Origin of the sequence: Lacticaseibacillus baoqingensis, from assembly GCF_003946165.1 — a bacterium.
GTDB classification, from domain to species: domain Bacteria; phylum Bacillota; class Bacilli; order Lactobacillales; family Lactobacillaceae; genus Lacticaseibacillus; species Lacticaseibacillus baoqingensis.
The window spans coordinates 67,528-82,149 of the sequence record NZ_RHOI01000011.1 but is presented as its reverse complement, the minus strand read 5'-3'; the positions used below and the strand labels follow the sequence as shown (position 1 = coordinate 82,149).

Sequence of the window (14,622 nt, the reverse complement as noted above, 5' to 3'; positions counted from 1 at the left end):
AACTCAACTCATCAAAGATAACAGTTCATCTCACGGTGTCGTGCCATGGGGTGGCTAACTTGTTCTTGCAATTTGCGACTTTAAAAGATCCGACTTCTCCATGAACATCTCCTCAAAAGTGATCATGGCCCTGCCCCCCACCTAACGTTTCGGTCTTTTACCCCCGTTTCGTACTTTGGATATCTTGAGTAGGGGATGCTTCGCCGCGTAAATAACGTGCTTCAGCCTTGCGCCGGGCAGCAACCGCATCTTCATACACTTTGAACCGTTCATTCAACACCAATTGGCCACCCACACTTAATCTTGCGATCCAGCGCTGCGTGTTTTTTTCATAACTGACGCCGATCACGCCAGACGAGTTGCGATTTGACCGGACAAACGTGGCGCGGCCGTGACCGTCGATCAATAATGGCGTGATATCCCCCATTCGCTTAGTCATCGCATCATTGTCATAGATCCTGGCGCGCAGCACCTCACGTCTTAAGCAGCCGCAACTGCGGACGGAGCCATGCCGCAGCCGATATGCATCCTTGACGACAGTGCGCCCGCAATCGCAACGACATTCCCAGAGTGCATTGCCATTTTTGGCATAGCCGGAAGGCGCGATCACTGTCAAGCGACCGAATCGTTGCCCAGTTAAATCAATTCGCTTCCCCATTGTTTATTCCTCCTTTATTGTCAAAATTGGCTCGTCAACCCTATCACCGGCACCGTAAAACGCCGTACGCCTGCCGCATTTTAAGCCGCTTATTTGACAGATAACTGTCTTTGATCAGTTTGATTGACCAGCAATTAAAACAATAATTATGTTCTAAAAGTATCATCAACAAGACGTATTTAGCGGTCATAAAATATAAAAATGTAACGAAAATAATGGTTCCCGAATTATATAACAAGATAATAAAATTATATTAGATTACAAATGTGTTACAATAGTTAACCGTTTCAATATTCTCAAAAATAAATTTAGCGACAGCCGAGAACAAATGGGTGTCATTTGACCAACCTTTATCCGGATAAGTTGGTCATCCATTAGTCTTCAATAAATTAGCGACAATTATTTTTATTAATAATGAATCGTTACTTATTTTTAGTTAATGTGGATGATTCTCTTTAGGTGCTGGTTATCATTCGGATTTATTTGTGATTCAGTGAATATGTTTCCCAGGTATTCCGGCTGTACATCAACACAACCCCGGACTATGCCACATTCTCTGCACGCTTCATGCTGCGCAATATGATTGTCTCCAATATTTTATACAATGTCATTTATTAATATTTCATGATTGCTGCGACTCGCGAGTGCTGGCAGCCAATCGCAACTTATCGTGCCTGCGCCCGGAAAAAGAATCGCAATACCCGATTTGCTCCTGGGTCGACCGCCACTCGATCACTCGCCAAAAAAGTCAAGACGAAAAAGAACAGACCTATCAACACCGTGATCAAAGTCAAAAAGTTGCTCAGCCCAGCATGTTGGGTAACTTGTTGCACCTGCTGTCCGCGAAAGATCAATCCCGTGTGCCGACCGATCAGTTTCACCCCTAACTGTGCCAGCACGCTAATCCCCCACAACGAAAAGAATCCTCGACCGCGCAACCCCGCATCTCGATAACGCCTGATTGCCAACAAGCAAACTGGGATGATTGTCGCCAACCCAAAAGCAATTGCCAAAATGACGGTGATCAGCAATAAAGGCAAGCCGCGCAACTGCCCATTCACCGCCCCCACATACGCACTCATCCCGCCAATGATGGCCAAGACATATAAACCTAAGATCACCCCGCTGTACCAAAGTATGTTCCACCAATAGCCGGCCCGAGTCGTCCGGCCAAGCACATCCAGATATTGCCGCCAAAAATCTAAAAAGGCCTGTTTAAAGCCAACCATGGCAGGATGTTGGCTTGCGTTTTTTTCTTCCAATTCAAATCCCTCCAAAAATATCGACGCTATTAATAGTTGAGTTGATTCGTCGGATTAGTCACATTTTCAAGATTTGCCGTCTGCGCAGCTGGGCACTGACGCCTTGTTATGCCCCGCTTTTCGGGGTGACAAAATCGATCTTGCCGAAAGTGACTCGTGCTTTGACCTGAGCGACTTGTTCCGGGTCAGGCGGCAGTTGCTTGAGTTGATCATTATTGATCACCTTATCTTGCCACTGCTGCCAAACCGCATCTTCGCTAAAATCTTTGGCCCGCTGATAAGCCCCGTCACTCAATCTTTGCAACAATTGTGTATCTTGCATGATGGTGACGATTCGTGCCGTCAGTTGTGCGCGATCACCATAGTTGACGAGATACCCGCTTTGACCATTGGCAATGATGTACGCAGGCCCATAAAAACAATCATATGCAAGTTGCGGCACCCCATAAGAAGCAGCCTCGACTAGCGATAATGGTGCCCCTTCATGACGGCTGGTCATCAACAGCAGCTGCGCACTTTGATAAACCGATTGCATGTCTTCGGTATAACCCATAAAGCGGACACAATCTTCCAGTTTGTTGGCGTGCACAAGTTGGCGCAATTTCTGTTCTTCACCAGAACCGCTGTCCGCATACCCGTAGATATCAAAAGTCAGCCACGGCAGCTGCGTATGCGCAGCCTCAAAGGCCAAAATCGCTTCTGCTAGATTTTTTTGCGCATCTAGGCGCGCAATCGCGATCACCTTGCCTTTGATCCGCCGTTGATCTGACATGGATCGTCGCGGCATTGATAGTCGGGCAGCGGGAACATATCCGACCGGCACATTTGTGATCGGCACTTTTGTCTTCAACCGCATGCGCATATCGTCCGCTTGGGTGACTGTAGGCGTGATAATCAAGTTAGTTTTGGCCAGCCGCTCGGTTTCTGATATCGACGCATACGTGAGTGCCGAATTCATCGGATCGCGGTAGTTGGCAAAATGAATATTATGGAAGTGCTCGATCTTGATCGCTGGTGTTTGCATGGCGATCATGGGCTGGTTAGTCACATTACTGCGATCTGAGATAAAGACGTTTTCACCACCATTGGCCATATTTAAGCAATCAAGAAATATCGTGAATGCGTGCGCACTATTCAAGACGCTCCAAGTCTGGCCGTTTGCGAGTTGAATGCGGTGATTGACTGCCACCACGCCACCTTGCCGTTGTCGATAACTGATTTCATAGCCGATCCGGCCATTGACGGCATAATATTGTTCCAAGGTTAACCGCCGCGCTTGCGCATCATCAGCAGTCGCATAAAATGCGCTTTTAGCCTTGAACCCCCGACTATCATAAAAATCACTGCGCACTTGTTGATGATCGCCATCAAAATGATCGACGGCTACCAGCTTGTTATGCTTAGTCCACACGCGCTGCAATTCGCGCTGTTGATCGTAACAACGGTAGATCTCACCATCTTTGACTACGCGAAACGGTGAGTTTTGGGTAACATCACGAATCGTCAAGACTTGCGGCGTCAGATCAAGGTTGTCACAAAAATAATCGATCATGTTGATGCAATCTTCTGGCTGTACACCATTAGCACGTAAATGATCCGCTGCATTCAGCTGATACGTCTTCGTCACGATTTTGGCTGGTGTATGATGTTTTTTAAACAACCGCAAACGTTGATATTCCGCATGTTCAATCCCAGAAGCAAGGTAATTAGACGTATTGTTCAAAAAGTAATACATGGGCACTCGACTTACTTTCCGCTGCGTTGGATCACGTTGTGGTGCCATTGCTGCCAAATCGCCGCTTCTGAAAATCTCGTAGCAACTTGATAGGCCCCTTGACTCAACGCGGCTAATAAAGGCTGATCACTAAAAACTTGCACGAGCTTTTCAGCCAGCTGGCGGTAATCACCTGGTGCCACCAAAAATCCAGACTGCCCCGCTTGTACAATGCTGGCGGGACCGTAATTGATGTCATAAGTGACGACCGGTACCCCATGTGCGTGTGCTTCAAGCAGCGCCAAAGCAAAGCCTTCGAACCTGCTGGTCAGCACCATCATCTGCGCGTGATCATAAACCGCGGCGATATTATTAGTGTGTCCCAAAAAGCTGACGCAAGCTTGTAAGTGCAGTTCTGCCACCAACTTTTTCAATTGTTTTTCTTCATGATACTGATCCCTTGCATCACCGTATCCGTAGATATCAAAGGTCAGCCACGGCAGCGTTTGCCGTGCGATTGCAAAAGCTCGGATCGCATCGGCCAGGTTTTTTTGCCAAAATAACCTGGCCACCGCAACAATTTTTCCCTGATGACGCGTTGGCGCAGCAATTGGTACTTGCGGCTGTTGTATCAAGCTATCGCTGACCATACCAACTGGAACGCTCACAACAGGCACTTGACTATAGATACGACGCTGAATATCGGCAGCTTGCTGTGGCGTCGAGGCAATAATCATATCAACACGACTCAGCTCATCTGTTTTAGCCAACGCATCATAGGCCAGATGCGCATGCTTGGGATCGTCATATGGGGCATAATGCAAATTATGGATACAAAGAATCTTTCTAGCCGGCACCTGCGAAAATGCCATTGCCCGGCTAAGCTCGCCTTGCCGATCGGCAATAAATGTCACGGTGCCTGGCAGATCAAGCGCTAGTTGTTCAATAAAGGACCGGTATAACGCGGTTTTATTTTCAAGCATATAGGACTGGCCAGTTTTTAATGTCAGCCGCATATGATTTAATTTACCAGCACCGTTATCACCGCGAATGTAATATTTTTCGAGGAAAATACGCCCCGCCACGGTAAAGAATTGTTCCAATACTACCCAGTTTTCTTGCGCATTATCTGCTTTGGCAAAATATTGTGACATCGAACGATAACCGCGGGTGTCATAATAATCTGTTCTGATCACCCGCTGCTTGGCATCCAGAAAATCAAGACTATATACCCCGCCTTGTTCATCGGCAAATAAATGTGCAATCATCACCAAAGACGTTGTTGAAAAAATCTTCACTTGATCGCCATCCGCCTCAAAGCGATAATCTTTTGTCTGGTAGCCAAGCTTCGACAGTGTCGTTCTCGCTTCTGGCAGGTCACTGCTTTCAGCAAAATAATCGTACAAATTGATCAGGTCTGTGTGTTGTAAGTGCCAATAAGCCACGTGATCGACCACGTTAGTCGAATAATTCACCGTGATGATCTTTGATTCGACCCCGTTTTTTTTGAACAACCGTTGACGATTCATAACCGCGTGCTCAATTCCAGACGCGAATTTGCTTAGATTTTCATCAAGAAAATAATACATGTGCAGATCCTCTCACAAACGCCAATACCCCAACTGATCGTGCCAACGAGCCTTTCAGCTCGAGTTGCCAACATTTTTTGTCTGAATCATTAGATCCGCCTCCTAGCATATGTATAAAAGAACGCACTCAGTAAACTGAGTGCGTTCCATCAGTGAGTTGTTGATGTTCAACCACTCAAGGTCGTTCAACTAACCAGTGGATGATTAATCTTCGCGGCGGCGGCGACGAGCGCCTTCTGCCCCGAGTAAACCAATCAATCCAAGAACAATCGTCCCAGCAACGGCCAAGGATGCATCTGCATCTTCACCAGTAGCTGGCATGCTGCTTGAACCCACACTTGAACCAGCGGTATTGCCTAAGCTGCCAACACCAGTCGTGCCAGCGGTGGTACCAGTTTGCACTGTGCCTACACCGCTACCGTTATTTGCGCCGGAACCTAGCGAAGTGCCAGTTGAACCATTGCCACCAACAGTGGAACCATTACCAGTGGTGGTACCATTGCCGGTAGCAGAACCATTACCAGTCGTTGTGCCGTTACCAGTGGCAGAACCATTACCGTTTGTAGTACCGTTGCCAGTTGCAGAACCGTTGCCAGTGGTTGTGCCGTTACCGCCATTGTTGGCCGTATTCGGCACTTTGACCCCAACAGTCTTGCTTGGAATCCCATCAGTCGTCTGAGTGACACCGATCGTATCACCAGGCTTAACCGAACCACTCGGTACCGTGACAGTGAACTTACCATCATCACCAACTGTTCCGGTTCCGATCGTGTGGCCATGACCGTCAGTGACAGTCACTGTAGAGCCAGGCTTACCTGTACCGGTGACAGTCACACTGCCATCCGGATTGGTCGTGGTATTCAAATCTTCTGGATTATCAGAAGGTACCGTGACCTTGATCGGATCGCTATCAACACCGTTGGTAGTTTGGGTGATCGTGATGGTTTGTCCAGGCTTAAGTGCACCCTTCGGCACGGTGATAGAGAAGTTTCCATCTGCGCCAACCGTTGTCTTACCAACGACATTGCCGTTACCATCTTTGATCGTAATGGTCGAACCAGGAGTCCCCTTACCAGTGATCGTGATTGTTCCATTATCGTTGCTGATTTCCAAACCAGCTGGTTGCTTAGCAGGAACAGTTACCTTGGTTGGGTTGCTGTCTGTGCCACCAGCAGTTTGCGTAACAGTGATCGAGTCACCCGGCTTAACAGTTCCGCTTGGGATCGTGATCTCAAACTTACCATCATCACCGACTGTCCCTTTGCCGATCGGATTGCCGTTGCCATCTTTGATGATAACGGTAGCACCTGGCGTACCAGTACCAGTGATCGTGATGCTGCCATCAGGATTGGTCGTGGTGTGGACACCGGTAAGATCTTGAGCAGGTACGGTGATCGTAATTGGCGTGCTGCCTTTGCCATCATTTTCTTGAGTGACACTGATCTGGTCACCTGGCTTGACGGTTCCGCCTGGGATCTTGATCTCAAACTTGCCATCATCACCAACAGTACCCTTGCCGATTGTGTTGCCGTCACCATCTTTGATAATGATCGTTGCACCTGGCGTACCAGTACCTGTGATCGTGATGCTGCCATCAGGATTGGTCGTGGTCTGAACATCGCCTGGGTTTTGATTAGGAACCGTTACGACGATCGGAGTGCTGTCTTTACCATTAGTGGTTTGGGTAACACTGATCTGATCACCTGGCTTGACGGTTCCGCTTGGGATCGTGATCTCAAACTTGCCATCATCGCCAACTGTCCCCTTACCGATCGGGTTGCCATTGCCATCTTTGATAACAACCGTTGAACCCGGTGTGCCAGTCCCAGTGATCGTGATGCTGCCATCAGGATTAGTCGTGGTGTGGACATCACCTGGGTTTTGACTAGGAACTGTTACGACGATCGGAGTGCTATCTTTACCATTAGTGGTTTGGGTAACACTGATCTGATCACCCGGCTTGACAGTACCGCTTGGGATCGTGATCTCAAACTTGCCATCATCGCCAACTGTTCCCTTACCGATCGGGTTGCCATTGCCATCTTTGATAACAACCGTTGAACCCGGTGTGCCAGTCCCAGTGATCGTGATGCTGCCATCAGGATTAGTGATGGTGTGCACATCAGCAGGATTTTCAGCTGGAACGGTGATTTCTAGCGGATCGCTATTTGCACCATTGGTGTTTTGGGTCACATCAAGCTTATCGCCTGGCTTGACCTTGCTTTCATCGATTGTGATGGTGAACTTGCCATCTTTACCAACAGTACCTTCACCAACCGTCTTACCACCAGCCGTGATGGTAATGGTTGAACCTGGTGTGCCAGTACCGGTGACATTGATCTTGCCGCCTTCATTGGTGATTGAAACATCAGAAGGTGTCGTGGCAGGAACTTTGACTTGTACTGGGGCACCGTCAACGCCATTAGTTGTCTGGACAACACTTAATGCATCCCCAGGCTTAGCATTAGCACCGTCAACTGTGATGGAGAATTTACCATCATCGCCAACTTTACCTTCGCCGACTTGCTTACCATCGCTATTAACGATAGTAATCGTCGAACCAGGGGTGCCTGTACCAGAAATAGTCGTTTCACTGCCGTCATTCTTAACTTCGACATTCTTAGGTGTCTGAGCAGGAATCACGATGCCAACAGGTGTGCTGAGGCCGCCATCAGTGGCTTGAACTAACACAACCTTGTCTCCGGCGCCGCTATAGTCAAGTGGCAAGGTAATATCAAACTTACCATCTTCACCGACTTTACCAGTAGTAATGGTTTCACCATCTGGCGTAACCACGTAAATGGTAGAACCTGGAACGCCGTTACCGGTAATGTGAGCCTGATTGTTGTCGCCAAAGTTGACGCCAATATTCGTTGGTTCATCAGCCGGCATAGTCAGCTTAGCTGGATCACTCGTCTTGCCGTCTTTGGTCAAGACAACAGAAACGCTGTCACCGGCCTTAGCCGCATCTGCAGGAATGGTAACCGTGAACTTACCATCAGAACCGACAGTACCTTCACCGATCTTTTCACCACTTGGATTACTGATCGTCACAGTGGCACCTGGTGTCCCTTCACCAGTAATGGCAAAGGAGCCATCATCTTTCTTGGTGACATCCAAGTTCGTCGCTGCAGGCAGCTTATCCTTATCCGTCGACGTATTGTCTTTTGGTGTGATGACTTTGATTGCTTCACCAACCACCCCGTTCTTGGATGGGGTCAAAGTCAAGGTCGTGTTGGCCCCAACGGAACCAGGAATCTTGACACTAAACTTGCCGTCATCGCCAACTTTACCAGTGGCAACAACATTGCCCTTAGGGTCGGTAACTGAGATATCAGAACCTGGGGTCCCGGTACCAGTTGCCGTATAACCCTCAGTTGGATTACCAGTAATCGTCGTTGCGCCTAAGGAAGGCTTGTTATCGGCAGGGTTAGAGGTCTCGCCACTTGGGTTGGACGTTTCACCACTTGGGTTGGACGTTTCGCCACTTGGGTTAGAGGTTTCGCCACTTGGGTTAGAGGTCTCGCCACTTGGGTTAGAGGTCTCGCCACTTGGGTTAGAGGTCTCACCACTTGGGTTGGACGTTTCGCCACTTGGGTTAGAGGTTTCACCACTTGGGTTAGAGGTCTCACCACTTGGGTTGGAGGTTTCGCCACTTGGGTTAGAGGTTTCACCACTTGGGTTAGAGGTCTCACCACTTGGGTTGGACGTTTCGCCGCTTGGGTTAGAGGTCTCACCACTTGGGTTGGACGTTTCGCCACTTGGGTTAGAGGTCTCACCACTTGGGTTGGACGTTTCACCACTTGGGTTAGAAGTCTCGCCACTTGGGTTAGAAGTCTCGCCACTTGGGTTTGAGGTCTCGCCACTTGGGTTAGAGGTCTCACCACTTGGGTTGGAAGTCTCACCACTTGGGTTGGACGTTTCGCCACTTGGGTTAGAGGTCTCACCACTTGGGTTAGAGGTCTCACCACTTGGGTTTGAGGTCTCGCCACTTGGGTTAGAGGTCTCACCACTTGGGTTGGACGTTTCGCCACTTGGGTTAGAAGTTTCACCACTTGGGTTAGAGGTCTCACCACTTGGGTTTGAGGTCTCACCACTTGGGTTAGAGGTCTCACCACTTGGGTTTGAGGTCTCACCACTTGGGTTAGAGGTTTCACCACTTGGGTTGGACGTTTCGCCACTTGGGTTGGACGTTTCGCCACTTGGGTTTGAGGTCTCGCCACTTGGGTTTGAGGTCTCGCCACTTGGGTTAGACGTTTCACCACTTGGATTAGAGGTCTCGCCACTTGGGTTGGACGTTTCGCCACTTGGGTTTGAGGTCTCGCCACTTGGGTTTGAGGTCTCACCACTTGGGTTTGAGGTCTCGCCAGCCTTAGGTGTTGTGACGGTAATTGGATCACCAGCTACCCCTGCCTTGGTTGGGGTCAGCGTCAATGTTGCTTCAGGTCCAACAGAACCTGGGACATCGATACTATACTTGCCGTCTGTTCCGACAGTACCTTCGCCAAACTTCTTGCCATCTTTATCAGTGGCGGTGACGGTGGCACCTGGCGTGCCAGTCCCAGTAACGGTATAACCTTTCGTTGCATCGCCAGTAACGGTTGCTTCACCGAGCGTTGGCTTAACTTGAGCAGGATCTTTTGGTGTAATGACCTTCTTGGCATCACCGTTCTTACCATCTTTAGATGGGGTCACGGTCAGTTCAGTTTCTGCACCGACAGTTCCCGGAACATTGATGCTGTAGTTACCATTGTTATCAACAGTACCTTCGCCAACTTTGTCACCATTTGGATCAGTGATCGTGACGGTAGCACCTGGTGTCCCTTGTCCAGTCACAACATAACCTTTAGCAGTGTCACCAGTAACGGAAGGATTATTGGATAATTCAACCCCGCCAATACCAACAAAAGCAGTGGTGACATCGTATTGTGAGGCATCTTGACGGGCACGACCATCAGTATAACCATCACCATCGGTATCGATCATCAGCGGATTGGTTCCCCGCGCCTTTTCTTCACCGTCAGTTAAGTTATCACCATCAGTATCGGCCTTAGTTGGGTCAGTACCATCTTTGACTTCTTGTCCATCTGTGACACCATCAGCGTCGGTATCTGCTGCTAACGGATTCGTTCCGTATTGCAATTCTGCATAGTCTTCAAGCCCGTCACCATCAGTATCGACATTGTTAGGATCGGTGCCCAGCTTTGCTTCGATATCATCTGGAATGCCATCAGCATCGGTATCAGTCCCGGTCCAGCCGTTATCCAATGGGCTAGTATCCTTACCGTCGACAATGCCATCACCATCAGTATCTTTCATCAATGGGTTGGTCCCAGTTGAAGCTTTAATGACATTTCCTTTGGCATCCTTGACGCCGATTTCTTGACCATCCGTCAAGCCATCGCCATCAGTATCAGCCAAGGTCGGGTTGGTATGATAAACATTCACTTCATCTGCATCTGAGATACCATCGTTATCAGTATCTTTATCAGCAGCTAAAGCCGTTTCATGGCCCTGCTTGATATCATTTGGTTCCCCAGCTTTGGTCCCATACTGAGCTTCTTGCAAATCGGTAAGGCCATCGCCATCGGTATCGGCAACCCGTTCGTTAGTATGGAAGACATACATTTCATTGAAGTCCGAAATGCCATCTTTATCAGAATCAGTCTTGATTTCATCCGGTGAGCTTGCAGATAATGGATCTGCATCATTGTACTTGGTAGCACTCAGATCTTGCAGTGCCAACCGTGCTGCCGTCCCTTCTGTACCTAATTTATCTTCAGTTGACAGACTTTCGTATTGTTTGTACAAGTTGTCTTTGTCAGTCCGTTGGTAAACCAGTGACGTTTCCAAAGGTGCATCTGGAGTAACATTGAAGAAACTTGGCGTTGCAGTCAACGTCAAACGGGTGAAGTCCCCTGCACCGACTTGATCAAGCTGCTGTTCGCCGTTAGTGTTCTTTTGGGCAGTAAAGTCTGGATCGGTCCAAGATACAGGTAAAATGATCTTTTGCGAGCCAGCAACACCAAGGTCAAGCACTTGACCCAAACCAGTACCAACTGTATCAGCAATAAAGTTGGTAACGGTCGTATAGGCATCTTCAACATCTTTGTTCAGCGTATCGCTCAAGCCGTCTAACAAGAAGCCAATACCGCCTGGCAGAGAGCCTAAAGCACTGGTACCACCGTTGACAGACGTAGTGGAAACCCCTAGTAAGGACGCAACCATATCGTATAAGTCAACGATCCAAGTGTTGGCAAGATACTGAACGTAGTTGGTCACACTTTCCAAGAAGGTCGAAGAATTTGTGACCTTATAGGTCCCATCACTTTGCTTGGTAACTGGTGCTAAAGCAGTAATAGATAGTGAATTACCACCTAAAGCAGCCAATTGTGCTTGGTCATCTTTGACTTTTTGGATGGATGATTGTAACCCGGCAACATAAGGGTTGTCTGAGCCAATAATCCCGACGATCTTCGATACCAAATCAGGAACTAAGGCAACGACCCCAGCAGCCCCCATGACCCCGGTCAAACCACCAGTGATCGTGGAAAGGAATTTCTCGATCCCACCACCAGTAAAGGTGGTTTCAACCACAGCGGTGTTGGCGAGCTTGCTATCAATGGTCAAACCACTTTCGCCAAAGACTTGGTTAGACATCGATGACGCATCGGTGATCTGGAAGGTTTCACCAGTTTCAGGGTTTTCTACGATTGCCCCAGCCCGGTTGACACTTTGAACGACCCAATCACCGATAGAAACGGAGTTATTGATCGCGGTGTCAAAACCAAACGTTGCACCATTGGTTGTCGCCCCGATCACCTTCGCAGAAAGTCCAGGATTTTCAGTGGCAACGATGACATCTGCATAACGAGTATGCAGATTGGTGTCTTTAGGATCAACAAACAAGTAGTTATACTTGCCTGCGCTGTACTGCAAGTTGCTCAAGGCATACTTGTCTTTATTTTGACTATAGTCAGAAGAGATCGCCCCTTGATCGTTGAAGAAATCAACTGCGATCGTCGATTGCTTATCTGCACCACTAACATATGTCTTGCCACCATATGCGATCGTGTCATCATAGCTATCGTTGTTATCGGTGGAGCTGTCATCAGTTGGGCTCAAAATAGTCCCAGTGACATCAGTGATCCGCCCAGAGTTTTGCACCTTCAAGTTAGCGGCGTTCGCTTTTTTAACCACGTCAGTAACACGTTCAGTTTCCCCTAATTGTGCCAACGCCGTGTTATCAAGCGCGTAACCAGACTCGCCGAAAAGTTGGCCTTCCAACAACCCAGTCTTACTGATCTTGTTGGTTTCTGTGGTCCCATCGACCAAGGTCAACGCTTTTGGCGTTGAAGTTGTGGTCCCGTTTTGAACGGTAACAGAAACGGTATCGCCTGCTTGCACACCGGCATCGCCAGATGGCAGCTTGGCAGTAAATGAACCATCAGCGGCACTGGTAACTGCAACGATAGTCGTGGTCCCTTTCTTAAAGGTAACGCGCGATGCTGGGGTAGCAGAGCCTGTGATGATGAAGCTATCAGAATCTTTGTCATAAACTTGAGTTGGGGTACTCGTCAGCCCCACTGCTTCAGAAGCATTGTCGCCTGTGGTAGTCCCAGTCGTTGTATTAGCAGCTGTGGTTGCCGCTGTCGTCGTTGGATTGGTCGTGCCAGCAGTGGTCCCAGGTGCAGTAGCCGTTGTCGTGGTTGGCGTCGTGCCCGTGGTGGCATTATTGTTGCCAGTTAGCAAATTCGTTACCGCACTTAATGGGTTTGAACCAGATCCACCAGTCAAACCACTGAGTGCCTTGCTTGCCGTATCAACGATCCCGCTCAACGGATCGGAACCCGATCCACCCGTTAAGCCAGAAAGTGCATTTGTCGCACCACCAATGAGATCTTCCAAACCACCAGACTTAGTCGGCGGTGATTGTAGACGTGTGGTGGTGTCGGCAGAATCAGCTGAAGTTGCGGTATCCGCAGTGGCTGTTTCTGGTGCAGGTGCTGCTTTTGGCGTTGCGGTTTCCGCAGGTGCCGGTGTTTGTGCCGGTGTCGCAGGGGCTGTCGCTACATCGGCAGCTTGCGTCTTATCGGCGGCATCAGCATCCGCTTTCGCTTCAGTAGCAGCGTTAGTTGCAGCTGCGGTTGGTGCGGCTGCCACTGGTGCCGCTGGTACAGCTTGTTGTTGAGCAGGTGTAGTGACCGTGACCGCTTGGCTAGATTGGCCATCTTTGGTTGCTACTAAAGTAACGTTAGCACCGGCTTTTGTTGTGAACGTATAAGTACCAGTCCCAGATACTGTGAGCGCCGGTTGAGCGACGCCATCAACGGTAACTGAGATCGTTGCGCCTGCTGTAGCCGTACCAGTCAATGTTGCGGTAGCGCCATTAGCAGTCACAGTTGGCTGACTCAATGTTGGCGCTGCTGTCACAGCTGGTGCAGCTGCTGGTTGTGCAGCAGCCGGTTGTGCGGCGGCTGGTGCCGTCGTTTGTGAATCAGCTTGCGCAGTTGTATCAGTCGACGTTGCGGCTGTCTGCGTGTTATTAGCATCACTTGTCGCGCCATTGGCAGTTGTCGAAACCGTAACCGGATTGCTATCCGCACTAACGGTTTGGGCACCCATGCCAAGTACAGGCAAAGAAACGAAGAACGTGGTCAATAGCCCAGCATAAACCCACTGGCGACCTGATTTGTACATCTTGTACCGTTGCTTCGTATCGGTAGTGATGCGTTCGTATGAACGAACACCCCTGATTTTCATTAGAGTCCCTCCTAGTAAATATCATCAATATCAGCGCATAGTCGCGAAACTCAAAAATATGAGTCCATATTTTGTTTGAGTAAAGCAGAGAAATGATTCCACTATTGCATCAAGCAAAACCTATGCATAATCAAATTGTAGTTGATTTTACGAATAATGGCTTTTCAAAAAATATAAACTATCCCATCAGAATATGGACTCGACCATTTTTCAATATTTGAATACAAATGCACTCATAAAACCGTCTATTCAGATATAGCAAGGATTGACGCGTTGACCGAAAAGTTCCGTGCAACCACGTTTATCGCGAGTGTACATCATGAGAATATTTGTTTTTTATATGAATTTTCAACGAACTTTTTCATTCTGATAACCATCTATTATCCTGTCATTACTGGATTCGATTACGGAACTCGAATAATCGATCACGTTTGCCGCTCACAAAACCGTTATTTTAGTGGCAGACACCGGAAGAATGCTAAGCTTCGAAATTTTTATTATTTGCATTCATGATTTCGTTGAGTATGATAGAATCATCTTTGAATATGCACGTTGGTTGAGGCTAATCTGAACATAACGTCATGTGATTTAAATAGATTGTGCTAAATTTTTTTATAAAAAATATCGCTCATTCTA

General features: G+C 48.4%; 5 protein-coding genes. All 5 read right to left on the bottom strand.

Annotation, left to right across the window (positions count from 1 at the left end; translation table 11 throughout):
* Positions 1-157: 157 nt before the first annotated feature.
* The gene (locus EKM91_RS06575; protein ID WP_125751613.1) at positions 158-658 is read right to left on the bottom strand and encodes an alcohol dehydrogenase; all 501 of its coding nucleotides are present in this window, start codon (positions 656-658) and stop codon (positions 158-160) included.
* Between the two features lie 665 nt (positions 659-1,323).
* Positions 1,324-1,920 (bottom strand): DUF805 domain-containing protein, encoded by a 597-nt coding sequence (locus tag EKM91_RS06570; protein ID WP_125751610.1) that lies wholly within the window; start codon positions 1,918-1,920, stop codon positions 1,324-1,326.
* Positions 1,921-2,026: 106 nt separating this feature from the next.
* Positions 2,027-3,703 (bottom strand): glycosyltransferase, encoded by a 1,677-nt coding sequence (locus tag EKM91_RS06565; protein WP_125751607.1) that lies wholly within the window; start codon positions 3,701-3,703, stop codon positions 2,027-2,029.
* Positions 3,667-5,163: a glycosyltransferase gene (locus tag EKM91_RS06560; protein WP_164508489.1), complete on the bottom strand. Its 1,497-nt coding sequence runs from the start codon at positions 5,161-5,163 to the stop codon at positions 3,667-3,669. Before EKM91_RS06560 ends, EKM91_RS06565 begins: the two co-directional genes overlap by 37 nt.
* Positions 5,164-5,427: 264 nt before the next feature.
* Positions 5,428-13,986, bottom strand: coding sequence for an Ig-like domain-containing protein (locus EKM91_RS06555; RefSeq protein ID WP_125751601.1), 8,559 nt, complete (start codon positions 13,984-13,986; stop codon positions 5,428-5,430).
* Positions 13,987-14,622 lie beyond the last annotated feature (636 nt).